We start from the raw sequence: 22,764 nt of genomic DNA, 5'->3' as shown, positions 1-22,764 counted from the left end.
TCGGGATGCAGCGCGCACCACGATGCGCTGCACTGCGACAAAACAGACATGGCACACGACAAATGCGACGCGATCGCGCGCGCCGTACCACGCAAATCCGCGCAAAGCCCGATGAATCGGCCTTGTCCGGCATGGGAACGGAGCTTGCTCAAGCTGTTTGAGCCCGGAGGTTTCCGCAGCAAGACGGACACGGAGCGCGAACGTCGAACAAGTACGTGCCTTGCAACAGAGAGAAGGGACTGATCATGCAAATCGGTGTGGATAGCCAGCGCGCGGTCGAGAACAAGCGCGTCTTCGTGGTGGACAATGATGATGTGGTCAGTACCGCGCTGCAGTTCATGCTCGCGGACGAGATGGAAACGCATGTGCTGATGAGCGCTGGCGAAGCGCTGGCCAAGGCCGCCGGCACGCCGCCGGAGCTGATCCTGCTCGGCCTCAGCGTGATCGAAGCCGAGGGTGCAGCGGTCGTCACGCAGTTCAAGAACAGCATTGCCGATGTGCGCATCCTGATCGTCTGCTTTGATGCCGACGAGCCCCTGGTCAAGGAAGCGCTGTCGCTCGGCGCCGCCAGTACCCTGCTGCGCCCGCTCAAGCTGGAGAACGTGCGCCGCAAGGTCGATGCGCAGATCGGCCGCCGCGCAGCCCTCGAAATCCCGGTGGTCGTGCGCTGAGCGCGGAACGGGAAGCGCGGCCATGAAACTCACCATCGAACGCCCCTATGCCGAATCGCTGATCGGCGCTTTTACCGAGCTGAGCCCGGTGGGCGAGCAGCTGCTGTTTTCCGACAAGGTGGAAATCCACCTGCAGCAGCTCTCCGGCGCGGCGCTGGATTTTCTCGGCAAGCTCTACGCCGACGCCGGCCCGGCGATGCAGGAGCGCGCTGCGCACCTGGCCACCCTACGCCAGGCACTCGATGCTGAAGGCCCGCGCTTCGGTGCCGATCAGCTCGAAAGCGTGGTGCCGGCGATTGCCCGTTACCTGGCGACAAACGCCATCCGTGGCTGGCTGTTCACCGCCGACATGACTACGCGGCCCCTGCCCTACGTGGTGACGCGTCTGGACTACACGCCGCCCGCCAATGACGAGACCGGCAAGGTCTTCATCGAGCTCAAGGGCAATGCCAAGGGCACGCTGACCACGCGGGTGATGCGCATTTACGCCAGCGACGCGGCGGGCAAGACGGTCGGCGAGATCTTCGCCGCCAAAGGCTACCTGAAGGAAACGCCGGAACTCATCGCCCAGTACGACCGCACCATCGAGCGCTATTTCGACTGGCGCGCGCGCTATGGCGAGCAGTTCTCGGGCAGCGGCACCGGCTTCTACTCGGGCGATCCCAACGCGACCCATCACGATAATGACTGGACGCGCAAGGATGTGATCGTGCTCTCGGCCAGCGGCGGCAGCGCCCGCCTGGTCAATGATGAAAGCATCCTTACCAGCCGCACGCTGACCCTTGATGCGCCCGGCGACATCCTTGGCCCCTATCTGCGCAAGGCGGCCAAGAGCAATCGCTACGAGAGCGAAGACGAGGCGATTGCCTCGCAAGCGGAGATTCCGGCCGGCCTGTTTTCGCAGCTGCCGATCCACGCCTACATCCTGATGTTCCACCTCGACTTGCACCACTATCTGTGGGTGCACGTCGATGACATGAAGCCCTATGTCTATCAGCCCGAGCTCAAGCAAAAGCTGGTGCTGCCGCCGGAACAGACCGACCTCATCGACATCCTCACGGCCGAGATGGACGTGCTGATGGACGACATCGTCGCCGGCAAATCGGGCGGCACCACGGTGCTCTGTGCAGGCCCGGCCGGTGTCGGCAAGACGCTCACTGCCGAGGTCTATTCGGAGATCATCAAGCGCCCGCTCTACCGCGTGCACTCGGGTCAGCTGGGTCTCAACGTCGCGGCAATGGAGACGGCGCTGAAAGACGTATTGACGCGTGCGCAGCGCTGGGGCGCGGTGATGCTGATCGACGAGGCCGACGTCTACATCAAGCGCCGTGACGACAACATCACCATGAATGCGGTGGTCGGTGTATTCCTGCGCGTGCTCGAATACTTCAACGGCCTGCTGTTCCTCACCACCAATCGTGTGGATGACATCGACGAAGCCATCGTCTCGCGCTGCATCGCGATGATCAAGTATTACCCGCCCGACGAAGCTGCCCGCCGCCGCATCTGGCAGGTGATGGGCGATCAGTTCGGTCTGGCGCTCGACAGCGCGCTGGTCGATCAGCTCACCGCCTTGTTTCCCGCCGCCACCGGGCGCGACATCAAGGGCCTCTCCAAGCTTGCCGCCAAGTACTGCCAGCACAAGGGCTGTCAGGCTTCGCTGGAGGTGTTCAAACGCTGTGCCATTTTCCGTGGCATGGATCAGGCACACGAGCTGGCGGCGTGAATGCATTGCACATAACAAGACTTCCCCAACATTTTTCCACCACACTTCATTAAGGACACACCATGGCACGCATCGGCCTCTTCTTCGGAACCAACAGCGGCAGCACGCGCAAGATCGCCAAGCAGATCAAGAAACGCTTCGACGACGACACCATGGCGGACGCCGTCAACATCAACAAGGCAACGGTCGAAGACCTGCTCAAGTACGACTTCCTGATTCTCGGCACACCGACGCTGGGCGACGGCCTGCTGCCCGGCATCGAAGCCGAGTGTGACGAAGAGAGCTGGGCCGAAGCGATCGAAAAGTTCAAGGGCACCAGCTTCGCCGGCAAGACGGTGGCGATCTTCGGCCTCGGCGATCAGGACACCTACGGCCATGAGTTCGTCGACGGCATGGTCCTGCTCTACGACTTCTTCAAGGATGCCGGAGCCAAGATCGTCGGCGCCTGGCCGACCGATGGCTACAACTTCGAGACCTCGCAATCGGTGATCGATGACAAGTTCGTCGGTCTGGCCATCGACAACGACATCCAGCCCGAGCTCACCACCGAGCGCCTTGATGGCTGGCTCAAGCTGATTGCGCCGGAATTCGGCCTGCCGCTCTGAGCGCACACCCGCTGCCTTCTCCCGCGACCGGGAGAAGGCGCCCCACACACACCCGCTCGCGAGCACCGCTGACATGGCCTACCAGACCCTCTGCAAGAAAACCCTGCTGAGTCCCAGCGAGCTGGTGCCGGCGATGGTGGACAACACCGAGATCGTGATCATCTGGCCCGAGGGCGGACGCCCGCGTGCCTTCAATGCACGCTGCCCGCACGAGGGCGTATCGCTCGCCCAGGGCATTTTCAACGGCAGCACGCTGATCTGCCCGGCGCACGGCTGGGTGTTTGATGGCCACAGCGGCGAAGGACTGTCGCCGAGCGGCTGCGAAATGGTTGAGTACCCGATCCAGATCAATGGCGAGATGATCGAGATTGACCTGGACGATGACAGCGCCGACGAAGACTGAAGCGCGCCTAGGGCGTGTTCACATTCACGCGGCGGTTGCGCGGGTACTGAATTGGGCGCAGAACAAGGCGCAGCGACGCTGTCAGGGTGGCCCCCCTGACGAGGAGCTGCAACGCTGTGCTGCGGCCAATTCAGTACCCGCCCGGAGGGTTGAAGTGCAGGGCTCGCCATACTGCGTTGCGCTCCTTGTGCAGGGGGGCCACCCTGCACTGTGTCGCACGCCTTGTCTGGCAAGCCCTGCACTTCAACGCAATCCGCCGGGTGAATGTGAACACGCCCTAGAACTCCACCGAGGGCCGCATGGTGTCGTGACTGACCAGGCGCCAGCGCCCGACGCAGGCGGCGAGCAGCAAAGCCCCCAGCGCGAACAGCACGACGTAGCACAAAGGCTGCTGCCAGGCGCCTTCGAAGGCGCCAAACATGCTGGCCTTGATCGCCTTGACTGACCAGGTCAGCGGCAACCAGGGGCTGATGTCCTTGAACAGCCAGCCGCTCAGCTCGACCGGCATCACCCCGCCGGAGGATGACAACTGCAAAGCCAGCAGAATCATCGCGGCACCCTTGCCGGCGTCGCCAAAGCCCTTGGCCAGCGCGAAGATGATGCACAGGAAGGTCAGCGCCGAGACGCTCAGCACCAGCACGAAGGCCGGAATGTCGACCACATGGATGTGCAACACGAACAAGGCGGTAAACAACAGGCAGAGCGTTTGCGCCAGCACCAGGGTTCCGGGCAGCAGCATCTTGCCGAGCAGGCGCGCCGGCAAGCTGAATGACTCGGCCTCGCGCGGCAGGATGCGCACGTGGAGCAGGAAGATCACCACCCCGCAGCCTAACCACAGCGCCGCCGGCAGCATGTTCGGTGCAAAGCCGCTGCCGCTGTTCTCGACCGCGGCGTAGCGCTCGACGCGCGGCTCGATCGAATTGGCCAGACCGCGCGGGCTGCCATCAGGCTTGCTGAGGCTGGCCGGCAAGGCGTGCGCCAGCTGGTCGATCCCGAAGGCCAGCTGATCGGCGCCCGTTGCGAGGCGGTGATTACCGTCGGACAAGCGCTTGACGCCCTGCGCCAGCTCGCCCGTGCCCTTGTCGAGCGCATCCAGATCCTTTTCCTCAGGCAGCTTGCCGACGGCGCCATGGATCGCACCAAACACGCTGCGTGTGCCATTGGCGAGGCTCAGCACACCGTTGTTGAAGCTGCCAAAGCCCTCCGCCAGCTTCTGCTGCGCCGTGCGTGCGCTCGCGATGCCGCTGTCGAGCTTCTGCGCGCCGTCGGCCAGTTGCTCCGCCGGCGTGCTCAGGGCCTCCGGCACAAACAGGCTGTCGGCCAGCTTGTCGCGATATTTCTGTGTGCCCTCGCGCAACTTGGCTGAACCGTGCTGCAGTTCGCCGAGCCCTTCGCCCAGCTCGGCATGGCCTGCGGTCAAGGCTGCGGCGCCGCTCTCCAGACGGGCCAGCTCGCTGCGATGCGGTCGTTGCGCGTCGATGCTGCGCAAGCCATTGCTCAGCTGGCGCATGCCCGCACTGAGCTGCTGCTCGCCCTCGGCCACGCGTTCGGCACCGCCGAGCAACTGCTCGGCGCCATGCTCGGCGCGGTGCGCGCCGCTACGCAATTCATGTGCGCCCTTGTCGAGCGCATCGACCGCGCGCCGCAGCTGCGCCACGCCGCGCTCAGAGCCCACTTCGCTGGACAAGACCAGGGCCCAGCGTCGCTCGTTGAGACTGGTGTTGATGCGCTCGCCCAAGGTCTCGGCGAAACGCTGCGCAATCGCACCGGCTTCGTAGTTATTGCCCTCGGCCGCGTAGATCACCGGCTTGCCGGCGCCCGCTTCGGTGCCCGGCACCGCCTGTGCGCTCAGATCATGCGGAATGATCAGCGCAAAGCTCAGGCGACCGAGGCGTACATCGCGACGAATCTGCGCCTCGTCCTGATATTCGATGTAGTTGAAGCGCTGCCCGCTCTTGAGCTCGGCCACCACTTCGCGGCCGATATTGAACTGCAGCTCGTGATAGGCAATGCCCTGATCCAGATTGATCAAACCGACCGCCAGCGCATTGGTGCGCGCCGTCGGGTCCCACACGCTGGCCAGATAGATCCACGCATAGACTGCCGGCACCAAGACCACCACCAGAGCGGCGACCAGCAGGCGGGCATGACGACACAAGTAGCTGGCCTCGATGCGGGCGAGCGTGAATGCCTGGCGAAACAGCTTCATAGGCCTCGATTCGGGTCGTGCAAAGGAGTGGTTTCGATCCGCGCAAGGCCAGAGCCCCAGCGGCGCTCAACATGTCCGCGCAGCCATCAGGCTCCGCCAACACGCAGCGCGCCATTCTAGCGCCGGCGCTGTGACAAGAGCGCCGCCCTGATGGGCGCTTGCGTGATGCGCATATTAGCCATCGCGAATCGCCGGCAGCGCGCGCGCTGCCCTTCAGCCGACGATGAGCTTGATCCTGTCGAAGCCGGCGGCCATCTCGGCAGCGCTGATCTCATTGACCTGGGCGGCGGCGAAGACATCTTCGCCCGCGCACCAGCGCGCTTCGCTACTGGCGTCGGAGAGTGCGATGCGCAGCGCGTGATTGAGTTCGTAAGATGCCCAAGCCAGCCTGGCGTCGCGCAGGGCCGATTGCATGGCGTTCTGCACCAGGCTGCGTACGTTTTGGTGAGGGATCGAGTACGGCACTTCAGTCAGTCGCCCGGCAGCGGCTTGCACACAGGCGCGGCGCGAGTAGGAGGCGTGGCCACGACAGGCCAGCGGGCGGGCGGCGTAGATCACGCAGGCGCCTTTTTCAACGAAGGGGCAGCGGTGGCGCAGCTGCACGCGCTCGGCTTCATCGAGGTCGCGCGTCAGGCCATCGGCTTCGAGCAGGCGGCGCACGAGGCGGCCGCAGGCTTCGGGGCTCACCTGTTCGCGCAAGTGGCGGGCGACGAGCAGCACTTCAGGAGCGCTCGCCGTGACGCGCACGGTGCAGCAGGTGGCGCAGCCTTTGTGGCAGTCAAGCGCCGGTTTGCCGCGGCATTGCTGATCGACTTCCAGATCGAAATCGGCAAAAGCCTGATCGAGCAGGCCGGCCAGCAGATCGCCGGCTTTCGCGGCAAGCGTGGCGGCAAAAGCCGCATGGCGGGATTTGAAAAAGACCAGCGATTGCGTGCTATCCATGCGCGGCTCCTGTTCCGCTTGTTTGCCCCGCCTCAGACCGCGCTGTGCGGAGCCTCTTGTGGGGCCAGCAAGGCGATGGCTTCGGCCTCGCTGAATTCATGATCGAACTGCCAGACCTGATGCTGCGCGCCCACGGCCGGCGAATGTCGGGTGCAGGACAGCACGAATACCGTTTGCTGTGTGCGCGGCGACTCGTAGCTGTAGCGACGGACCAGCTGGCGCCCTGGCCGCCCGACTTGCCAGCCGGGCATCGGCAGCTCGGAGAGGACAATTCCCGCCGCTTCCGTGATCGACAGGAAGCTGCGCGGGCCGAGCAGGTCGTGACTGATCAGCATGGGCCGAACGGGCTCAGAATGTCACCAGGATATCTTCATCACGCACGATGAACTGACAGGCCAGACGCCAGGGCGGCGGCACGTCGTTCGTTTCGGCGTCGGCCAGCTGGGCAGCGGTGATCTTGCCGGCGTAGCGCAGCACGGTCTTTTCTTTCTCGGTCAGGTGCATGCCCATCGGCGCCTTGCGTTCAAGAATGGAGACTTCGATGGCGCAGGAACCACATTCGCCGTTCTCGCATTCGAAGCTGACCGGAATTTGATGCTTTTGCGCAACCGACAGCAAGGTGCTGCAGTCGCCGGCAGTGGCATAGACAGTGACGTCGCGCTGCATGCGCGGCGAAGTGAAGGTTACGTTGGCCATCGGTATGTCTCCTGAGTCGCTGGCAGCGCACGCACCGGTCCGGGCACGTGGCAACTGCCAATCGCCCGCGCCGGAGGATCCAGCGCGCTGCGCGTTCACTCGCTGCATCTCATCACATACCGCCGTGGCCGCGCTGGCGCGCCTAGCTGTGCCTGGAATTCAGTGAGCTGTGCTGATCGAGCGAAGCGACGGCTTCAGACTCGGAGAAGGCATGATCGAATTGCCAGACTTCGTGATGTTCGCCTGCAGGCATCAGCGGCTCAGAGTAGGACAGCACCCACACCGTCTTGCCGCTCTTGGGCGACAGATAGGTGTAGCGCTGCACCGTGCTGCGCCCCTTGATTCCCAGCGGCCAGCTCAGGATCGGTTCAGACTCGATCGCGACGCCGGCTTCCTGCATCACCAAGGCAAAGCTCTTCGGCCCGAGGATGTCGTGGCTGATCAGCATGTTGCACCTCTTGTCAGGGGAGACTACGTGTATAGCGGCCCGGCTCTGTGTCCGGACTCGTGATGAAACAGCGGGTGGTAAATCACCACCCGCTATGCCATTCATTACTTGGTACTACATCAACTTCAAACTGCTTTTTGACACCCCAGGTAGATGAGGCAATTGCCGTAGCGAGCGGGCCGAGCTTGAAACGAGGAGCGGATACGTACGTGAGTACGTTGAGCACCGCAGTTTCAAGATCGGTCCGCGCAGTAGGCAAGTGCCTTATCTGATGATGTCGTAGGAGTAGTCGGTCTTACCGGCCACGATGGTGTTGGCATCGAGCGTTTCGAAGAACTCATCGAGCAGGTTCACCAGCACGCGCATGCCGCCTTCGTAACCCCAGATCGGGTAGACATGGTAGTGGTGACGGTCGAAGATCGGGAACACGAGACGGATCAGCGGGGTGCCGGTGTCGCGTTCCAGATATTTGCCGTAGGTGTTGCCGATGAGGAAGTCGACCGGCTCGGTGAAGAGCAGCGAACGCATGTGCCACAGGTCGCGCTTCGGATAGGCCTTGCAGTCCTTGCCGTATTGCGAGGCGTCGAAAACCTTCTGCAGCTTTTCAGCCCATTCCTTTTCGCCGTTGGTGGCGAGCACGTGAGCCGGCTCGGCACCCAGTTCGAGCAGGAACTCGGAGAGGCCCAGCAGGAAGTCCGGATCACCATACATGGCATAACGCTTGCCGTGCAGGTGAGCCTGGCTGTCGGCCATGGCGTCGACCAGCAGGCCACGTTCGCGTTCGAGCTGAGCCGGGATCGGCTTGCCAGTGACGCGCGAGATTTCCATCAGGAAGCGGTCGGTACCCGCCACGCCGATCGGGCTGTTCAGGATAACAACTTCCTGACCATGCTCGGCGATGAACTTGGCAGTCTTCTCGCAGGTGTATTCCTGGAAGATGAAGGTGGCCTTGGCGTTGAGCGCGCGCTCGACGGTTTCCTTGGTGGTGCCGCCTTCGTACATGCGGAATTCGCCATCGGTCGGCGTGGCCCACACTTCGGACGGGTCGCAGATGATGTTGTAATCAACACCGAAGAGACCGAGGATGCGCTTGATTTCCTTCATGTTGCCGACGACGAAACCGTCGAAGCCACCGATGAAGTTGATCGACTCATCCGGCTTGCGCTCGAGCTTCGGCGCGGTGTCGGCCTTGCCGTCCCAGAAGTGCTTGAGGATGCCCAGCAGCGCGTTGTCGTAGCCGGTGATGTGGCTGCCGACGAAGGCCGGGGTGTGTGCGAAGGGCACATCGAATTCAGCGGGCACGCTGCCTTTTTCCTTGGACGTCTTGATGAAGGCGTTCAAGTCGTCACCGATCACCTCGGCCATGCAGGTGGTGGAGACGGCGATCATTTCGGGCTTGTACAGGTTGTAGCTGTTGGCCAGACCGTCGATCATGTTGTTCAGGCCACCGAACACGGCGGCGTCTTCAGTCATCGAGGACGAGACGCAGGAGGTCGGTTCCTTGAAGTGGCGCGAGAAGTGCGAGCGGTAGTACGCCACGCAACCTTGCGAGCCATGCACGAAGGAGAGGGTCTTGTGGAAGCCATTGGCGACGAACACGGCGCCGAGCGGTTGGCAAGCCTTGGCCGGGTTGACCGTCAGGCCTTCACGGGCGAAGTTCTTTTGCTTGTAATCCTCGGTCTTCGTCCATTGGACGATTTCCTGGATCTTGGCATCGGGATGGTTGAACTCGAAAGCCTTCTTGTCGGAGAGCAGCTTTTGGTACTCTGGCTCGCGGAAGAGGTTCTCGTGATCGAGGATCTTGTCTGCGTTTTGCGGCATGATAAATACTCCTGAAAATCGTGAGGGGTGAGGAGGGAGGAGTGAGGGGGGATGGCTGGCGAAGGATTGCTCCTCACTCCTCACCCCTCACACCTCACCGGATTACTTCTTCCAGGGCGCCTTCGACAGACCCCAGATCGGCGAGCTGATCGCCATGTCCATATCGCGGGCGAAGATGGCAAAGCCGTCATAGCCGTGATACGGGCCGGAGTAATCCCAGCTGTGCATCTGACGGAAAGGCACGCCCATCTTCTGGAACACGTACTTTTCCTTGATGCCGGAGCCGACCAGGTCAGGCTTGACCTTCTCAACAAACTTCTCGAATTCGTAGCCGGTGACGTCGTCATAGATCAGCGTGCCGTCCTTGACGTAGTGCGTGGTGCGCTGATAGTCGTCGTTGTGGCCGAATTCGTAGCCGGTACCGACCACTTCCATGCCCAGATCTTCGTAGGCGCCGATCACGTGACGCGGGCGCAGACCGCCGACGAACAGCATGACCTTCTTGCCTTCCAGACGCGGACGGTACTTGTCGATCACCGCTTGCATCAGCGGCTTGTACTTGGCGATGACCTTCTCGGCATTGGCCTTGATGGTGTCGTCGAAGTGGCCGGCGATTTCGCGCAAGCTTTCTTCGATCTTGGTCGGGCCGAAGAAGTTGTACTCAACCCATGGAATCCCGTACTTCTCTTCCATGTGACGGCTGATGTAGTTCATCGAGCGATAGCAGTGCAGAACGTTCAGCTTGGCCTTGGGCGTGTTTTCCAGTTCGGCGATGGTGCCGTCACCCGACCACTGGGCGATGACGCGCAGGCCCATCTCTTCGAGCAGGATGCGTGAGGACCAGGCGTCACCACCGATGTTGTAGTCACCGATGATGGCCACGTCGTAGGGGGTGGAGACGAACTCGGGACGCTTGTCCGGATCCGTCTTGTCGAACACCCAGTCACGGATCGCGTCATTGGCGATGTGGTGGCCGAGCGATTGCGACACGCCGCGGAAACCTTCGCAGCGCACGGGCACGATGGTGTGACCGTTGTATTCCTTGCTCTTCTTCTTCGACACGGCTTCGATGTCGTCACCGATCAGACCGATCGGGCATTCGGATTGCACCGAGATACCCTTGTTGAGCGGGAAGAGTTGCTGGATTTCGTCCATGATGACTTCGAGCTTCTTGTCACCACCGAAGACGATGTCCTTTTCCTGGAAGTCGGAGGTGAATTGCATGGTCACGAAGGTGTCCACGCCGGTCACGCCGATGTAGTAGTTGCGACGAGCCGCCCAGGAGTATTGGCCACAGCCGACCGGACCGTGCGAGATGTGGATCATGTCCTTGATCGGACCCCACACCACGCCCTTGGAACCAGCGTAAGCGCAGCCGCGGATGGTCATCACGCCCGGCAGGGACTTGATGTTGGACTTCACACCGCAGTCGGACTTGCCTTCTTCATGCACATTCAAGTGCTTGGCGCGCTTCTTGGCGGTCTTTTCCGGGTAGGCCTTCAGCACCTCATCGATGAGGGCTGCGTTCTGGGCCTTCTTTTCGTCAATCGTCATGCTCATTTCATAAACTCCTGTGCGTATCGAGAGCGGAGGGAGGAGAACCTTGGGTCACTGGCGGGGGAGGAGAGCCCGGGCTGGGCCCAAGGCTCTCGACCCTCGACTCTCGGTTCTTAGGCGGCCAGATCTGCAGCCGTCTTGCCGACTTGCGATTCGTCGATCTGCTTCATGATGCCGTGTTCCATCAGCAGGTCTTCGAGCTGGTCCATGGTGATCGGCGTCGGGATCGTGCCGTTGCCCTTGTTGGCGTGGATCTTCTGGGCGAGCTGACGGTATTCGTTGGCTTGCTTGGAGTCCGGTGCGTACTCGAGCACGGTCATGCGGCGCAGTTCGGCGTGTTGCACGATGTTGTCGCGCGGCACGAAGTGGATCAGCGTGGTGCCGAGCATCTTGGCCAGCGACTCAGCCAGTTCCAGTTCCTTGTCGGTCTGGCGTTCGTTACACACCAGGCCACCCAGACGCACGCCACCGGAGTTGGCGTACTTCAGAATGCCCTTGGAGATGTTGTTGGCGGCGTACATGGCCATCATTTCGCCGGACATGACGATGTAGATTTCTTGCGCCTTGTTTTCGCGGATCGGCATTGCGAAGCCGCCGCACACCACGTCACCCAGCACGTCGTAGGAAACGTAGTCCACACCTTCGTAGGCGCCGTTTTCTTCGAGGAAGTTGATCGAGGTGATGACACCGCGACCTGCGCAGCCAACGCCGGGTTCCGGGCCACCGGATTCGACGCAACGGATGTCGCGATAGCCGATCTTCATGACGTCTTCCAGTTCCAGATCTTCCACGGAACCGGCTTCAGCGGCCAGCGACAGGATGGTGTCTTGAGCCTTTGCGTGCAGGATCAGACGGGTGGAGTCGGCCTTGGGGTCGCAGCCGACGATGAGGATCTTTTGACCCATTTCGGCGAGGGCGCCAAGCGTGTTTTGCGAAGTGGTCGATTTGCCGATACCACCTTTGCCGTAGAAGGCAATCTGACGAAGGTCTGACATGTGATTCTCCTGAAACAGATGAGCAGTTAAAAGTCTTCGCAAAGGTACTGGCGTTCCCTGTTGGGCTTACCTTCGCGCTTTACCGTGCCCCGGATGCAGCCCCTCGCGCCATTTTTAGGTCTTCGAGTTAGCGACTCGTCGGCGAGACATGGTCGGTGCGATGAGCTTTCAGCAACTGGCGTGCCACTCTCGATAAAAATCGCGTAGATCCTTATCTGGCGCCACTTTCCGGACGATTCGAATTGACTATCGTGGCGATAGCCCGATGTGACAAACACGACAAAGCGGCGCGGCGTGTTGGAAAGATCACTTCCGACAAAAGCCCTGTCAGGGACCACACAAAAGCAGCCAAAGTCGCGCCAGTAAAGGCTTTGCAGGCTGTTCATGAATGTCGGGTACGGCCCTTGCTGTAGGCATGCAAGCGCAGTACCTGAATAACGTGTCGCCAGCACATCATGATCAAGCCATCTGAAATCGCTTCACCCGCCGCAGGGCAGGCCGCCCACCCGAGCAATCCGCATTTCGCGCGGATTGGCGGAGCCGAGGCCATCGCTGCGCTGGTGGATCGTTTCTACTTCCACATGGATACGCAGGACGCAGCGCAAGGCATCCGCGCGATGCATCCGGCGGACCTCGCGCCCGTCAAGCAGGTGCTGGTGAATTTTCTGGTCGAGTGGATGGGTGGGCCCAAGCAGTATTCCGCCGAGCGTGGCCATCCACGCCTGCGCATGAAGCATGCGGCCTTTCCCATCGGCCCCGCAGAGCGCGATGCCTGGATGCTCTGCATGCGCAAGGCATTAGAAGAAGTCGTGCCCGACGCGACATTGAAGACCCAACTTGAGCAAGCTTTTTTCAAAACCGCAGATTTCATCCGCAACGACCAGGGAAACCATCATGACCACCATCGATAACACCGCCTTCGCTTCCCTCGATGCCGAGGGCCGCCTCCTCAACGCCGTCTTCAAGGCGGGCACCGCCGTCAAGGGTCGCTTCGGCTTCCGTGGCGACATCGCCATCGAATTCCAGCAACAGTTCGCCGATGAAAAGCGTCCGCCGGAAAAATGCGCCGAGCAGATCATCGCCGCCGCCAATGAAGGCGAAACGCACATCGCCTTCCTCTCCGGCTTCCTGCTCTCCTTCGGCTACATCAAGCTGCTGGCCGAAACCCTGGGCGAAAAGCTGTCGCCGGCCGGCAAGTACATCCTCTACTGCGACAACATCGACCTGTCGAAGAAGTTCGTCATCGATTACGCTGGCGCGACCTTCTACATCCTGCCGATCGACGAAGCCACGGTGTACAACGAGACCCTGGAACTGCTCTACCTCGAAAAGACCGAGCTGAAGAAGCTCGACACCGGCGGCAAGGTCGATGCCGTTGTCAATGCAGGCCTGAAGTTCGTCGGCGACAAGAAGTTCATCAAGAGCACCTATGAAGAGCTGCTGGCCACCATGGGGCCCGTGCGTAATCCCTACGAAAACCGCCCCGTCTGACCCACGCGCATAAATCTACTGCGCAGCCCGATCTCGAGATTCCGGTGCTCAACGTACATTTGTACGTTTCCGCTCCTCGTCTCGACCTCGGGCCGCTCGCTACGATTTCTGCGCATGTGTCACATCGCGAATGAAGTTCAAAACCCGGACCATCTGGAATGGCCGCTCGTGACAACGCGCAGCTTCTTGAGCATCAACCGAGTCGCTGGTATTCGACCAATCTGGTCGGTTTGCCGGCGGATCTGATTGCGTCGGTCGAGTTCAACAGCTGGCCGCAGGCGCTGGCCATCGGCGGTGCGCGCGAGGCCAATGCCGGCCTGTTCCGCCTGCTCGCCGATGCGCTGGATCAGGCGGATGCGGCGGATCGCTTTGCGCATTACATGGATGCCGTGTTCGGCCTCGAAAAGCCCGAGCCGGGGCAGCCACGGCCACGCGAGCGGCGCTTCCGCGCCAGCTACCTGAAGCTGCTGCAGGGCTGGGGCTTCGATTCCAACAGCCCGCAAGGCGCCGTACTCAAGGGCTGGGTGGAGAGCCGCTTCGGCATCACCCCCTCATTTCACAAGGCGCCGCTGGAGCGCTACCCCTCGCCGGCCTGGACCGGCTTCCTCGAAGAGAAATTCAACAGCCGCTTTCACAACAACTGCATCAACATGCAGCTCGATGTGTTGTACGAATTCTGTCAATGGAGCCTCGCGCGTTTCGGGCATCCGGCCAAACAGATCCTGTGGCGCGGCACCAATCACATGGAAGAGCAGATTCTCAGCGGCTCGCTGCGGCAGCGCAATTGCATCATGCGCCTGAACAACCTGGTCTCGTTCAGCCTCGATGCTGAACGCGCCAGCGAGTTCGGCGACTGGGTGCTTAAAAGCGAGGTCCCCACCTGCAAGCTGCTGTTCTTCCCCGGCCTGCTCAATGACCGCGTTCTCAATGCTGAAGGCGAGGCGCTTGTGATTGGCGGGCTCTACCGCGTGGAGGCTCGTTATGGCTGAAGCAATGCTCGCACCCTCGTTGTCCAGTGCCCCCGACACCCCGGCGGGCACCGCGCCGCTGTCCCTGCTCGACCGCGCCCTCGGTGCCTATCTGGGCCTTGCCATCGGCGATGCGCTCGGCGCCACCGTGGAGTTCATGACGCCACGCGAGATCATGGCCACCTATGGCACGCACCGCCAGATCATCGGCGGTGGCTGGCTCAAGCTCAAGCCCGGCCAGGTCACCGACGACACAACCATGGCCCTGGCCCTGGGTGATGCCATCGTCGCCCGCCAGGGCTGGGATCTGCGCGAAGTCGCCGAACGCTATGTCGCCTGGATGCGCGCCATGCCTGTCGATTGCGGCAACACCTGCCGCCGCGGGATTCGCCGTTACATGCTCGAAGGCACGCTGGAAGCCGCCTTCAACGAGGGCGATGCCGGCAATGGCGCGGTGATGCGCAATCTGCCCGCCGTGCTGGGCTTTCTGCACAGCGATGAACTGCTCGTCAAGCACAGCTACGAACAAGGCCGTCTGACCCACAACCACCCGCTGTCCGACCTCGCCAATATCGCCTTTGCACGCATGACGGCCTCGCTGCTGCGCGGCGAGCCGCTGAGCCGCGCCCGCGCCATCGCTGAAGAGCTGTTCGTTGCCGAGCCGAAGTTCTCCATCGAACGCTACAAGGGCCGCGCCACCGGCTACATCGTCGACACCACGCAGACCGTGCTGCACCACTTCTTCAGCCAGGACAGCTTCGAGAACTGCCTGATTGCCGTCGTCAATCGTGGCGACGATGCCGACACCACCGGCGCGCTGGCCGGCATGCTCGCCGGTGCGCGCTTTGGCGTGCGCGGTCTGCCGCGCCAGTGGCTGCGCAAGGTTGATCCGGACATCCGCCACGCCATCGAAGTACAGACCCGTCAGCTGCTCGCGCTGGCCTTCCCGCGGAGCCTGTGATGCGCCCGCCTGCCGACCACCGGAGCCCGCACTGAGATGCTCGACGAAAACCTGCACACCATCCTCGCCTATCACCAGCGCAGCAAGCACACGCTGGAGCGCTACGCGGCTGGCCCCGAAACCCTGGACTGGGACATGCAGCCCGACCCTTTCCGCCGCTTTGCCGGCAGCGCGGTCGAGACCCTGCCGCTGTTCGCCGACGCCCTGCCCTACAGCTGGGCCGAGCTGTTTGCCAGCGGCCGCATCGCACCACAATGCTTCAGCCGCGAATCGCTCGGCGCGCTGCTTGAACTCTCCTTCGGCCTGTCTGCCTGGAAGCAGTACGGGCCCGACCGCTGGGCACTGCGCTGCAATCCCTCCAGCGGCAATCTGCACCCCACCGAGGCCTATGTCATCGCCCACGAGGTCGCCGGCCTGCCCGACGGGCTGTGGCACTACGCGCCGCGTGAGCACGAGCTCGAACTGCGCGCAGGCCTGCGCCCCGGCCTGCCGCAGGCGCGGCCACATCTGTGGATCGCGCTGAGCTCGGTGATGTGGCGCGAAGCCTGGAAGTACGGCGAGCGCGCCTTCCGCTATTGCCAGCTCGACACCGGCCACGCCATCGCCGCCCTGCGCTACGCCGCCGCCCTGCTCGGCTGGCAGGCACGCGTCATCCCGCTCGACACACCGACCTTGGGCGCGCTGATCGGCACGGATCGCGACAGCGATTTCGCCGGCGCCGAGGCCGAAGAGCCCGAGCTGCTGATCGAGCTCTACCCTGCCGGCGCCAGCTTGCTGGCGCCGCTCGACTGGATCGCCCCGGGCACCTGGACGGGCAAGGCCAGTCGCCTCGATCCGGGCCGGCGCCTGTATCAATGGCCGGTGATCGAGCAAGTCGCTGAAGCGACGCGCCATCAGCTGCCGATTACCGAGCGCCCGCGCGCTGCGCCGCCGACCACCACACAGCCGCGCCTGCACGCCGATACCGCAGCGGCCACCCTGATCCGCCAGCGCCGCAGCGCCCAGCACTTCGAGCGCCGCGCCAGCATGCCGCTGGCAAGCTTTCTCGCGATGGCGCGCAGCCTGCTCGACGATGCCCTGCCCTTCGATGTCTGGCCGCACGACGCACGCATCCATCCGGTGTTCTTCGTGCATCGCGTCGAGGGCTTGCAGAGCGGCGCCTGGGTGCTGCCACGCAGCCGGCGCGGCGAACAAGTCCTGCGTGCCACCCTGGCGGCCGACATGAAATGGCTGCCACTGGGCGGCGAGGCCGAGCTGCCGCTCTACCTGCTGGCCGACACCGCGCTGGCGACAACCCTGCGCACCCTGTGTTGCCACCAGAGCATCGGCGCCGACGCCTGCTTCGCCGTGGCCATGCTGGCGGAATTCTCGACCACGCTGCAGGAAGACCCGGCCGACTACCGCCGCCTGTTCCAGGAAGCCGGCCTGCTCGGCCAGGTGCTCTACATGGAAGCCGAGGCACATGGTTTTCGCGGCACCGGCATCGGCTGTTATTTCGACGACGCGCTGCACGATCTGCTCGGTATCCGTGACCAGAAACTGCAGTCGCTCTACCACTTCACCGTGGGTGTGCCCCTCGTCGATAGCCGCATCACCACCGAAGCGCCCTACCCCGCACGCAGTGCAGAGGAGTAAATAAAATGTCCGACAGAGAGAACAATGAACGCAATTTCAGCCGCATCAGCATCGATCAGCTGGGTGCCTGGCTCAATGCCCATCCCGACCCGCTGATTCTCGACGCACGCGACCCCGGCGCCTTTGCCGCCGGCAACATCGAGACCAGCATCCGCCTCGATGGCCGCAACCACGAAGCGCTGATCTTCCAGACGCCGAAGACGCGGCCGGTGTTCATCTACTGCTATCGCGGCAATGCCAGCCAGACCTACGCCCAGCAGTTCGCCGATTTCGGTTTCAAGAACGTGGCCGATCTCATCGGCGGCTGGGAGGCCTTGCAGAAAGCGCTGGCGCCCGCCCCGGCAGCGCTCAGCGAAGCGCTGCAAAGCTGGCTTGCCAGCAATGGCTTTGCCGACATCCACAGCCCCGCCGCGCACGGCAATACAGCGCTGATGCATGCAGCATGGAAAGGCGACGCCGCGATTGTCGATGCCCTGCTGGCGGCCGGTGCCAGCGTCGCGGCCGTCAACAATGACGGCAATACCGCGCTGTGGCTGGCCTGCGTGAGCAATGATCCGGCCATCGTCAAACGCATCGCCGCCGCCGGCGCGAATCTGGATCACGTCAATCTCACCGGCGCCACCAGCCTGATGTACGCCGCCTCGTCGAGCAAGCCGGCCATCGTCGCTGTCTTGCTTGAGCTCGGAGCCGATCCCTTGATCCAGACGCAGGACGATTTCAGCGCGCTGGACATGGCGGCAAGCCTGGAATGCCTGGAACTGCTGCGGGCGGCCACCAAGCAACAAAGGAGCGCCTGATGAGCCACATCCTGTTCTGGGAAAAACCCGGTTGCGGCGGCAACGCCAAGCAAAAAGCCTGGCTGCAAAGCGCCGGCCACACCCTCGAGGTGCGCGATCTGCTGAGCTGGCCATGGAGCCGCGAGAGTCTGCTCGCCTTCCTCGGCGGCCTGCCGGTGGTCGAGTGGTTCAATCGTGCGGCGCCACGCGTGAAGTCCGGCGAGGTCGTGCCGGAACAGCTCGATGCCGACGCCGCCTTACAGGCGCTGCTGGACGAGCCGCTGCTGATCCGCCGCCCGCTGATGCAGGTCGGCGAGACACGTCGGGTCGGCTTTGATCCGGCAGCGGTCGACGCCTGGATCGGACTCAGCGCACAGGATGCGGCACGTCCCGCCAAGCAGGCCGAAGGCTGCGCCGCCAACATGGGCAGCAGCCAGTGCACGCCGGGCTGAGCGCCGCTATCAGTCAGGCGTCATGTCCGGTAGCAGGATCACTTCATCGGGCATGCCGCCTTCGCCCTCTTGCAAACTGATGCCGCCCAGCGGCGAGTAACCGGCATCGCCTTCGAGCAGGACCGTCGCGCCGGGCGGCAATTCACGCAGCGCCTTGATCAGTTGTTGAACATTCATCACCACTGCTCCACGACAAGAACACAGGGAGACCAAGCAACATGAGTACCACCACCGCGAGCCGCGAGCGCTACTTCCTCAGCTACAGCGGCATCAAGCTGCCTTTGCAGCTGCTCGAAGAGCTGCCGGCCGATGCGCTGCGCAACCGCAACACCTGGTTCCGCGCCTGCTACGACGAGGCCGGACGCATGATCAGCTGCGAAAAGCTGGTGTACGGCGAAGTCGAGATGCGCCACGACTATCGCTGGAGCGCCGCCGGCACCCTGCTCGAAGCACGCATCCAGGGGCCGGACGAAGACGAAGATGCGCAGATCATCCAGTTCGGAGAAAGCAGCACATGAAACTCTATATGGCGCCCGGCTCGTGCACGACCGGCATACACATCCTGCTCGAAGAGCTCGAACTGCCCTTCGAGGCCTGGATCATCAATCTGCCTGCGGGCGATCACCTCCGGGCCGACTATGTCGCAATCAATCCGAAGAGCACGATTCCTACACTGGTGCGCAATGACGGCACGCCACTGAGCGACTATCTTGCGATCTCGTTCTGGCTCGCGCGCAGCTATCCACGCGCCAAGCTGCTGCCTGAGGAGGCCGATGCCGCCGCACGCGTCATGGAGATCATCTCTTACGTCAGCTCGGTGCTGCACGGACAGGGCTTTGCGCGCATCTTCACCACCGATGCCTTCAGCACCAGTGCCACCGATCACGCGGCCATCAAACTTCGTGGTCGCGAGATCGTCGACAAGGCCTTCAGCATTCTGGACGCACAAGTGACCGATGGCGCTTATGCCATTGGCACTTTCACGATTGCTGACCCGGCGCTGTTCTATGTCGAATTCTGGGCCGACAAGCTGGGCATTCCCCTGCCGCCGCGCTTGCAAGCACACTACGCGCTGATGCGCAGCCGGCCTGTGGTACAGCGCGTGCTTATCGAAGAAGGCTATCGCAACTGATCAGCGCAGCGCCTTCCAGTTGCCTGCCACACCACACATCGAGCGGAGCCTCAGCATGAATCTCATCGCACTGCGTGAGGCGCAAATGCCCTACACCAATCTCAACTTCGCACTGGCCAAGGACTTTGTCTTCCGCATGTGGTGCGAGCTGGCGCTGGAACGGCAGATCGCCGCGCCTGAAGATCTTTCCGGCGCCTGCAAATATGGCTCGCTGTTTGTCGGCCGGGTGTTCGGTGGCAGCATCGAAGGACACTACGCGCATCAGTTCAACCGCATCGGCGGGCGCATCATCGACCTCAGTCACGACGCTCGCGATGTCGGCCTGATGCACAACCCCTATCTGCACGACCCGGAGTATTTCGCAATCCCCGAGTACCAAGCGCGCCTGCTGCTCTGCCTGCCACGCGCGGAGCGCTGGGCGGAAGACTTCATGCGTGAGATGAGGGCCTAGGGCGTGTTCACAGTAGGCGAGGGGTTGCGCTCGCACGCAATGGGTGCAGGGCAAGGCGCGGCGACGCTGGCAGGGTAGTCTCCTGGCGAGTCGCCGCAACGCAGCCATGCGCCCATTTCGTCCGAGCCCTTCGGGTTGAGGACTATGGCCTGCGCTACTGCGTTGCGCTCCTTGTGCGTGGGAGCCACCCCGCACCGCGTCGCACGCCTTGTCCCGCAAGCCATAGTCCTCAACGCAATCCCCTCGCCTACTGTGAGCACGCCCTAACGCCCGCCACCACCCATGATCAGATCGAAGACCTTGCGCACCAGGGGTAGCTCGATGGCCGCCGCGCCGCGCAGGGCACTGATCGGACGGAACACGCCACCCGCGCCTTCGATGCGATGCGCCGGTGCTTCGAAGTTGGTAAAGCGCAGCAGATGGATGCGGATCAGCCCTTCCTCACTCGCCGCCCAGGCATCGAAATCACCCACGTAGACAAGCTCGGCCTCGTCCAGCGCAAGCTGTGCGATGCCTGCAGCACACACCGGCTGCGCGGCATGCACAGACGCCAGCTCGGCCGGCGCCTCGACCAGGCTCGCCGTGGCCGGCAGCGGTGCTGGCGCGAGCAGCGAACCATCGGGCCAGCGCGCAAACACCAGCGCCGTGCTGTAGCTGTCGAAGTGGCAAAGGATCAGGCGATTGGCCTGCAGCAGTTCGCGTGTATCACTCATCGCCGCCTCACATTTCTTCAAGCAGTTCGCTGACGCGCGCCTTGAGCCCGGCGGCATCGACGGGCGCGCCCGCAGCAACGCTGACCTCGGCGCCAAGCAGCGATTGCAGCGCAGCGGCCAGCATCAAGGCTGCGCATTGCTCGCGCGCATCTCCCGACCAGCGCAGGCTCAGGCCATCTTCTTCAGCGGTGATCGTGAAGCCTGCGTCTTCGCCATCGAGCACGCAGCCTTGAAAGCCGCTGGCGGATGCGACGTCGAGACCTTCCAGATCAAGCTTGAAACCCAGAGCCTTGATGGCGGCTTGCAAGGCGGCGGGCGCCGGCAATGCGTCGGATTGAATACGGATGCGACAGGAACGCGACATTTGCAGGCCTCCTCGACTCGGTGAAAGGCTCAGTGCAAGAACGGTGCCGGACAAAGGAGTGGGATGGGGCTGACAAATGCAGGAGAGCGTTGCAGGAGAGAAATGTGCAGGAAAGAAATGCGCGGGAAAGACATGCAGTGCTGTGAATGCACTGGCAGGAGATTCAGCAGGCCGGGTTATTGATCTTCGTATGGCCCCGGTGGCCTGCAATCAAGTGATGATCAGTGCTGGACGCCGCTATGAACCTTGGCCAGCACGCGACCTTCGGACCATGCGAAACCGTCCTGGTTGCTGGAGAGCAGACCTTGTTCGCAGCGCATGCGGTCGACGAGCATGGTGAGCACGCTCTCGATGCTGGCACTCGGATCGTTGGCCGGGTCTTCGAAACGGTCCAGGGAAATTTCCGGACCTTCTTCATCATCTTCGAGCATCTGTACGATGAAAACCTCTTCCTTGCCAGCATGGCCATGCAATGTGGCGCGGAAACGGTCACCGCCGTAGAAGAACTCTCTAACCATCTTGAATCTCCTGTTGTGTGAAAGAACGATCACCCCTCAAGGGCGTACAGCATGAGCTGCGCATCCAGATTAGGAAACGACAGGCCTGCCGGCAAGTAGGGATTGCCGTGCTGATTGACCTGTGTCAAACACCGGAATTGGGGGCATTGCAGCGCTGACAGCAGCGCTACGCGCATGCCATACAGCGGGCTTGCGCGCGGTGAAATCAGGCAGAGAAACTGAACATGCCCGGCTGGCTTTCGCGATAGACGCGCAGCCACATCATCGTTGCCGGCACCAGGGAGGTGACGGCAAACCACAGGGTTTCATCCTGTTCCGGCCCCGGCGCAGCGAGGATGCGCACAGAGGTCCGCCAGCCGTCCCAACCGATTTCCGGCATCGCCGTATGTGCCTCGGGCGGCAACTGGGCAAGGCTGCTCCCCAGGGTCAGCAGCTGGCGACTAACCTCGGCGCGGGTCAATCGCGAGCGCAGGAATTCATCGCGCTCCAGACCCTCGGTGAGAATCAGGATGCCGGCGCCGGCTTCTTCTATCGTATGCAATACGGCTGCGCTGAACATGCGGCGTGTCCGGTGGTATTCATTTGCAAAGTGGCCCGCTGCAGGACTTGCGGCCCTGCAGCCAGCCTGCGTGGCACGACATCAAGCGCCGATGCGATTGACGAAGTTGAGCGGGCCTTCGTACTTGGCCACCGCACCACACTTGTTGCACTTCCAGTTGACGTTGAAGAGCTGCTCGGAGCAGTTGTCGTCGTAAGTCTGACGGCAACCGACCGCGCCGCACTCGCAGCGATACAGTTGTCCATTGCATTTGCCGGCGAGGCCCTTGCGGTAACCGGTACAGAGGCTGCGGTCAGCCTTGATGGCGTCGTAACTCATGATGTGATCTCTCTTGTTGGGTATTGAATTTATGGCACTGCGTTTATACGAAGCTGAGGATCTCGACAGTCACGTCCTCTTCGCCCATCTGGGCCTGGCAGGCCAGACGCGACTTGGAGCTGACGCCGACGATCTCGTCGAGCTTGGCGTGCTCGGGCTTGGTCGCTTTCGACAAGCTCTTGCGACCTTCATTGACATACACGTGGCAGGCGCCGCACTTGGCTTCGCCGCCGCACTTGCTGACGAGCTTTTCGCCGGCAGCGAGGATCGCTGCAAGCAAGTTGGTACCGGGTGCAACTTCAGTCTTGATGCCGGAGGGCACGAGGGTGAGGATGGGCATGATCAAATCTCCT

30 protein-coding genes are annotated in these 22,764 nt (G+C 62.5%); 14 read left to right on the top strand and 16 right to left on the bottom strand.

Going from position 1 to position 22,764, the window contains the following annotated elements:
• Window positions 1–245: 245 nt before the first annotated feature.
• From ABDB84_RS16610 to ABDB84_RS16595, 4 genes are all read left to right on the top strand, one after another.
• Window positions 246–671, top strand: a complete 426-nt coding sequence (locus tag ABDB84_RS16610) for a response regulator (protein WP_345920882.1) — start codon at window positions 246–248, stop codon at window positions 669–671.
• A gap of 22 nt (window positions 672–693) precedes the next feature.
• Window positions 694–2,397, top strand: a complete 1,704-nt coding sequence (locus ABDB84_RS16605; protein ID WP_345920881.1) for an AAA family ATPase — start codon at window positions 694–696, stop codon at window positions 2,395–2,397.
• A 62-nt stretch (window positions 2,398–2,459) separates the two neighbouring features.
• Entirely contained in the window at window positions 2,460–3,002 is a 543-nt protein-coding gene (locus ABDB84_RS16600; RefSeq protein WP_345920880.1) for a flavodoxin, read from the top strand.
• A 73-nt stretch (window positions 3,003–3,075) separates the two neighbouring features.
• The gene (locus ABDB84_RS16595) at window positions 3,076–3,405 is read left to right on the top strand and encodes a Rieske 2Fe-2S domain-containing protein (RefSeq protein ID WP_345920879.1); all 330 of its coding nucleotides are present in this window, start codon (window positions 3,076–3,078) and stop codon (window positions 3,403–3,405) included.
• Window positions 3,406–3,682: 277 nt separating this feature from the next.
• On the opposite strand, the gene ABDB84_RS16590 is transcribed toward ABDB84_RS16595, so the two are convergent.
• The 9 genes from ABDB84_RS16590 to ABDB84_RS16550 all read right to left on the bottom strand — a co-directional run bounded on the left by ABDB84_RS16590 (window position 3,683) and on the right by ABDB84_RS16550 (window position 12,459).
• Window positions 3,683–5,614: a YhgE/Pip family protein gene (locus ABDB84_RS16590; RefSeq protein WP_345920878.1), complete on the bottom strand. Its 1,932-nt coding sequence runs from the start codon at window positions 5,612–5,614 to the stop codon at window positions 3,683–3,685.
• Window positions 5,615–5,827: 213 nt separating this feature from the next.
• Complete coding sequence (locus ABDB84_RS16585; RefSeq protein WP_345920877.1) at window positions 5,828–6,556, bottom strand: YkgJ family cysteine cluster protein; 729 nt, start codon at window positions 6,554–6,556, stop codon at window positions 5,828–5,830.
• Window positions 6,557–6,588: 32 nt separating this feature from the next.
• Window positions 6,589–6,891: a hypothetical protein gene (locus ABDB84_RS16580; protein WP_345920876.1), complete on the bottom strand. Its 303-nt coding sequence runs from the start codon at window positions 6,889–6,891 to the stop codon at window positions 6,589–6,591.
• A 13-nt stretch (window positions 6,892–6,904) separates the two neighbouring features.
• Window positions 6,905–7,252 (bottom strand): 2Fe-2S iron-sulfur cluster-binding protein, encoded by a 348-nt coding sequence (locus ABDB84_RS16575; RefSeq protein WP_345920875.1) that lies wholly within the window; start codon window positions 7,250–7,252, stop codon window positions 6,905–6,907.
• Between the two features lie 142 nt (window positions 7,253–7,394).
• The gene (locus tag ABDB84_RS16570) at window positions 7,395–7,700 is read right to left on the bottom strand and encodes a hypothetical protein (RefSeq protein WP_345920874.1); all 306 of its coding nucleotides are present in this window, start codon (window positions 7,698–7,700) and stop codon (window positions 7,395–7,397) included.
• A gap of 264 nt (window positions 7,701–7,964) precedes the next feature.
• A complete protein-coding gene (nifK, locus tag ABDB84_RS16565; protein WP_345920873.1) occupies window positions 7,965–9,521 on the bottom strand; it encodes a nitrogenase molybdenum-iron protein subunit beta in 1,557 nt (518 codons plus the stop codon).
• A gap of 102 nt (window positions 9,522–9,623) precedes the next feature.
• Window positions 9,624–11,081, bottom strand: coding sequence for a nitrogenase molybdenum-iron protein alpha chain (gene nifD, locus ABDB84_RS16560; RefSeq protein ID WP_345920872.1), 1,458 nt, complete (start codon window positions 11,079–11,081; stop codon window positions 9,624–9,626).
• Window positions 11,082–11,191: 110 nt separating this feature from the next.
• A complete protein-coding gene (gene nifH, locus ABDB84_RS16555) occupies window positions 11,192–12,073 on the bottom strand; it encodes a nitrogenase iron protein (protein WP_345920871.1) in 882 nt (293 codons plus the stop codon).
• A 26-nt stretch (window positions 12,074–12,099) separates the two neighbouring features.
• Window positions 12,100–12,459, bottom strand: a complete 360-nt coding sequence (locus ABDB84_RS16550) for a hypothetical protein (RefSeq protein WP_345920870.1) — start codon at window positions 12,457–12,459, stop codon at window positions 12,100–12,102.
• Window positions 12,460–12,528: 69 nt separating this feature from the next.
• On the opposite strand from ABDB84_RS16550, the gene ABDB84_RS16545 reads away from it, so the two are divergent.
• The 7 genes from ABDB84_RS16545 to ABDB84_RS16515 all read left to right on the top strand — a co-directional run bounded on the left by ABDB84_RS16545 (window position 12,529) and on the right by ABDB84_RS16515 (window position 18,356).
• Window positions 12,529–12,984, top strand: a complete 456-nt coding sequence (locus tag ABDB84_RS16545; RefSeq protein ID WP_345920869.1) for a group II truncated hemoglobin — start codon at window positions 12,529–12,531, stop codon at window positions 12,982–12,984.
• Entirely contained in the window at window positions 12,968–13,564 is a 597-nt protein-coding gene (locus ABDB84_RS16540) for a hypothetical protein (RefSeq protein ID WP_345920868.1), read from the top strand. Before ABDB84_RS16545 ends, ABDB84_RS16540 begins: the two co-directional genes overlap by 17 nt.
• Window positions 13,565–13,722: 158 nt before the next feature.
• Window positions 13,723–14,553, top strand: a complete 831-nt coding sequence (locus ABDB84_RS16535; protein WP_345920867.1) for an NAD(+)--dinitrogen-reductase ADP-D-ribosyltransferase — start codon at window positions 13,723–13,725, stop codon at window positions 14,551–14,553.
• On the top strand, window positions 14,546–15,493 hold the full coding sequence (gene draG / locus ABDB84_RS16530) for an ADP-ribosyl-[dinitrogen reductase] hydrolase (RefSeq protein WP_345920866.1): 948 nt from the start codon (window positions 14,546–14,548) through the stop codon (window positions 15,491–15,493). Before ABDB84_RS16535 ends, draG begins: the two co-directional genes overlap by 8 nt.
• A 36-nt stretch (window positions 15,494–15,529) precedes the next feature.
• Complete coding sequence (locus ABDB84_RS16525; protein WP_345920865.1) at window positions 15,530–17,128, top strand: SagB family peptide dehydrogenase; 1,599 nt, start codon at window positions 15,530–15,532, stop codon at window positions 17,126–17,128.
• 5 nt (window positions 17,129–17,133) lie between these two features.
• Window positions 17,134–17,925, top strand: coding sequence for an ankyrin repeat domain-containing protein (locus ABDB84_RS16520; RefSeq protein ID WP_345920864.1), 792 nt, complete (start codon window positions 17,134–17,136; stop codon window positions 17,923–17,925).
• Window positions 17,925–18,356 carry an ArsC/Spx/MgsR family protein gene (locus tag ABDB84_RS16515; protein WP_345920863.1) on the top strand — a complete coding sequence of 144 codons (432 nt, stop codon included), beginning with the start codon at window positions 17,925–17,927 and terminating at the stop codon, window positions 18,354–18,356. Before ABDB84_RS16520 ends, ABDB84_RS16515 begins: the two co-directional genes overlap by 1 nt.
• Window positions 18,357–18,365: 9 nt before the next feature.
• Here the strand turns inward: ABDB84_RS16515 and ABDB84_RS16510 are convergent, their stop codons facing one another.
• Window positions 18,366–18,533: a hypothetical protein gene (locus ABDB84_RS16510; protein WP_345920862.1), complete on the bottom strand. Its 168-nt coding sequence runs from the start codon at window positions 18,531–18,533 to the stop codon at window positions 18,366–18,368.
• 41 nt (window positions 18,534–18,574) lie between these two features.
• Here ABDB84_RS16510 and ABDB84_RS16505 point away from each other — a divergent pair, with 41 nt between their 5' ends.
• From ABDB84_RS16505 to ABDB84_RS16495, 3 genes are read left to right on the top strand one after another with little or no spacing between them, the layout of a single operon-like run.
• On the top strand, window positions 18,575–18,874 hold the full coding sequence (locus ABDB84_RS16505; RefSeq protein WP_345920861.1) for a DUF6156 family protein: 300 nt from the start codon (window positions 18,575–18,577) through the stop codon (window positions 18,872–18,874).
• On the top strand, window positions 18,871–19,488 hold the full coding sequence (locus tag ABDB84_RS16500) for a glutathione S-transferase family protein (protein ID WP_345920860.1): 618 nt from the start codon (window positions 18,871–18,873) through the stop codon (window positions 19,486–19,488). Before ABDB84_RS16505 ends, ABDB84_RS16500 begins: the two co-directional genes overlap by 4 nt.
• A gap of 55 nt (window positions 19,489–19,543) precedes the next feature.
• A complete protein-coding gene (locus ABDB84_RS16495) occupies window positions 19,544–19,939 on the top strand; it encodes a hypothetical protein (RefSeq protein ID WP_345920859.1) in 396 nt (131 codons plus the stop codon).
• Window positions 19,940–20,202: 263 nt separating this feature from the next.
• On the opposite strand, the gene ABDB84_RS16490 is transcribed toward ABDB84_RS16495, so the two are convergent.
• From ABDB84_RS16490 to ABDB84_RS16465, 6 genes are all read right to left on the bottom strand, one after another.
• Entirely contained in the window at window positions 20,203–20,652 is a 450-nt protein-coding gene (locus tag ABDB84_RS16490; protein WP_345920858.1) for a hypothetical protein, read from the bottom strand.
• A 7-nt stretch (window positions 20,653–20,659) separates the two neighbouring features.
• Complete coding sequence (locus ABDB84_RS16485) at window positions 20,660–21,016, bottom strand: hypothetical protein (RefSeq protein WP_345920857.1); 357 nt, start codon at window positions 21,014–21,016, stop codon at window positions 20,660–20,662.
• Between the two features lie 221 nt (window positions 21,017–21,237).
• Window positions 21,238–21,534 carry a hypothetical protein gene (locus ABDB84_RS16480; protein ID WP_345920856.1) on the bottom strand — a complete coding sequence of 99 codons (297 nt, stop codon included), beginning with the start codon at window positions 21,532–21,534 and terminating at the stop codon, window positions 21,238–21,240.
• 205 nt (window positions 21,535–21,739) lie between these two features.
• Window positions 21,740–22,093: a ribonuclease HepT family protein gene (locus ABDB84_RS16475; RefSeq protein ID WP_345920855.1), complete on the bottom strand. Its 354-nt coding sequence runs from the start codon at window positions 22,091–22,093 to the stop codon at window positions 21,740–21,742.
• Between the two features lie 81 nt (window positions 22,094–22,174).
• On the bottom strand, window positions 22,175–22,411 hold the full coding sequence (locus ABDB84_RS16470) for a hypothetical protein (protein ID WP_345920854.1): 237 nt from the start codon (window positions 22,409–22,411) through the stop codon (window positions 22,175–22,177).
• A 43-nt stretch (window positions 22,412–22,454) separates the two neighbouring features.
• Window positions 22,455–22,751: a 2Fe-2S iron-sulfur cluster-binding protein gene (locus ABDB84_RS16465; protein ID WP_345920853.1), complete on the bottom strand. Its 297-nt coding sequence runs from the start codon at window positions 22,749–22,751 to the stop codon at window positions 22,455–22,457.
• Window positions 22,752–22,764 lie beyond the last annotated feature (13 nt).

Origin of the sequence: Uliginosibacterium sediminicola, assembly GCF_039631295.1 — a bacterium.
Taxonomy (GTDB): Bacteria; Pseudomonadota; Gammaproteobacteria; order Burkholderiales; family Rhodocyclaceae; genus Viridibacterium; species Viridibacterium sediminicola.
Note: the sequence above shows the minus strand (reverse complement) of the source record. Positions and strands in the feature narration are given on the sequence as shown.

What these genes read in the sequence shown, in the direction of transcription:
- ABDB84_RS16540 (WP_345920868.1), top strand. Translation starts at nt 12,968, where the DNA reads ATGACCACCATCGATAACACCGCCTTCGCTTCCCTCGATGCCGAGGGC.
- ABDB84_RS16490 (WP_345920858.1), bottom strand. Translation starts at nt 20,652, where the DNA reads ATGAGTGATACACGCGAACTGCTGCAGGCCAATCGCCTGATCCTTTGC.
- ABDB84_RS16505 (WP_345920861.1), top strand. Translation starts at nt 18,575, where the DNA reads ATGAGTACCACCACCGCGAGCCGCGAGCGCTACTTCCTCAGCTACAGC.
- ABDB84_RS16610 (WP_345920882.1), top strand. Translation starts at nt 246, where the DNA reads ATGCAAATCGGTGTGGATAGCCAGCGCGCGGTCGAGAACAAGCGCGTC.
- ABDB84_RS16485 (WP_345920857.1), bottom strand. Translation starts at nt 21,016, where the DNA reads ATGTCGCGTTCCTGTCGCATCCGTATTCAATCCGACGCATTGCCGGCG.
- ABDB84_RS16480 (WP_345920856.1), bottom strand. Translation starts at nt 21,534, where the DNA reads ATGGTTAGAGAGTTCTTCTACGGCGGTGACCGTTTCCGCGCCACATTG.
- ABDB84_RS16475 (WP_345920855.1), bottom strand. Translation starts at nt 22,093, where the DNA reads ATGTTCAGCGCAGCCGTATTGCATACGATAGAAGAAGCCGGCGCCGGC.
- ABDB84_RS16465 (WP_345920853.1), bottom strand. Translation starts at nt 22,751, where the DNA reads ATGCCCATCCTCACCCTCGTGCCCTCCGGCATCAAGACTGAAGTTGCA.
- ABDB84_RS16525 (WP_345920865.1), top strand. Translation starts at nt 15,530, where the DNA reads ATGCTCGACGAAAACCTGCACACCATCCTCGCCTATCACCAGCGCAGC.
- ABDB84_RS16515 (WP_345920863.1), top strand. Translation starts at nt 17,925, where the DNA reads ATGAGCCACATCCTGTTCTGGGAAAAACCCGGTTGCGGCGGCAACGCC.
- ABDB84_RS16510 (WP_345920862.1), bottom strand. Translation starts at nt 18,533, where the DNA reads ATGAATGTTCAACAACTGATCAAGGCGCTGCGTGAATTGCCGCCCGGC.
- draG (WP_345920866.1), top strand. Translation starts at nt 14,546, where the DNA reads ATGGCTGAAGCAATGCTCGCACCCTCGTTGTCCAGTGCCCCCGACACC.
- ABDB84_RS16600 (WP_345920880.1), top strand. Translation starts at nt 2,460, where the DNA reads ATGGCACGCATCGGCCTCTTCTTCGGAACCAACAGCGGCAGCACGCGC.
- ABDB84_RS16495 (WP_345920859.1), top strand. Translation starts at nt 19,544, where the DNA reads ATGAATCTCATCGCACTGCGTGAGGCGCAAATGCCCTACACCAATCTC.
- ABDB84_RS16575 (WP_345920875.1), bottom strand. Translation starts at nt 7,252, where the DNA reads ATGGCCAACGTAACCTTCACTTCGCCGCGCATGCAGCGCGACGTCACT.
- ABDB84_RS16595 (WP_345920879.1), top strand. Translation starts at nt 3,076, where the DNA reads ATGGCCTACCAGACCCTCTGCAAGAAAACCCTGCTGAGTCCCAGCGAG.
- ABDB84_RS16550 (WP_345920870.1), bottom strand. Translation starts at nt 12,459, where the DNA reads ATGAACAGCCTGCAAAGCCTTTACTGGCGCGACTTTGGCTGCTTTTGT.
- ABDB84_RS16580 (WP_345920876.1), bottom strand. Translation starts at nt 6,891, where the DNA reads ATGCTGATCAGTCACGACCTGCTCGGCCCGCGCAGCTTCCTGTCGATC.
- ABDB84_RS16585 (WP_345920877.1), bottom strand. Translation starts at nt 6,556, where the DNA reads ATGGATAGCACGCAATCGCTGGTCTTTTTCAAATCCCGCCATGCGGCT.
- ABDB84_RS16500 (WP_345920860.1), top strand. Translation starts at nt 18,871, where the DNA reads ATGAAACTCTATATGGCGCCCGGCTCGTGCACGACCGGCATACACATC.
- nifD (WP_345920872.1), bottom strand. Translation starts at nt 11,081, where the DNA reads ATGAGCATGACGATTGACGAAAAGAAGGCCCAGAACGCAGCCCTCATC.
- nifH (WP_345920871.1), bottom strand. Translation starts at nt 12,073, where the DNA reads ATGTCAGACCTTCGTCAGATTGCCTTCTACGGCAAAGGTGGTATCGGC.
- ABDB84_RS16535 (WP_345920867.1), top strand. Translation starts at nt 13,723, where the DNA reads ATGGCCGCTCGTGACAACGCGCAGCTTCTTGAGCATCAACCGAGTCGC.
- ABDB84_RS16520 (WP_345920864.1), top strand. Translation starts at nt 17,134, where the DNA reads ATGTCCGACAGAGAGAACAATGAACGCAATTTCAGCCGCATCAGCATC.
- nifK (WP_345920873.1), bottom strand. Translation starts at nt 9,521, where the DNA reads ATGCCGCAAAACGCAGACAAGATCCTCGATCACGAGAACCTCTTCCGC.
- ABDB84_RS16590 (WP_345920878.1), bottom strand. Translation starts at nt 5,614, where the DNA reads ATGAAGCTGTTTCGCCAGGCATTCACGCTCGCCCGCATCGAGGCCAGC.
- ABDB84_RS16605 (WP_345920881.1), top strand. Translation starts at nt 694, where the DNA reads ATGAAACTCACCATCGAACGCCCCTATGCCGAATCGCTGATCGGCGCT.
- ABDB84_RS16545 (WP_345920869.1), top strand. Translation starts at nt 12,529, where the DNA reads ATGATCAAGCCATCTGAAATCGCTTCACCCGCCGCAGGGCAGGCCGCC.
- ABDB84_RS16470 (WP_345920854.1), bottom strand. Translation starts at nt 22,411, where the DNA reads ATGAGTTACGACGCCATCAAGGCTGACCGCAGCCTCTGTACCGGTTAC.
- ABDB84_RS16570 (WP_345920874.1), bottom strand. Translation starts at nt 7,700, where the DNA reads ATGCTGATCAGCCACGACATCCTCGGGCCGAAGAGCTTTGCCTTGGTG.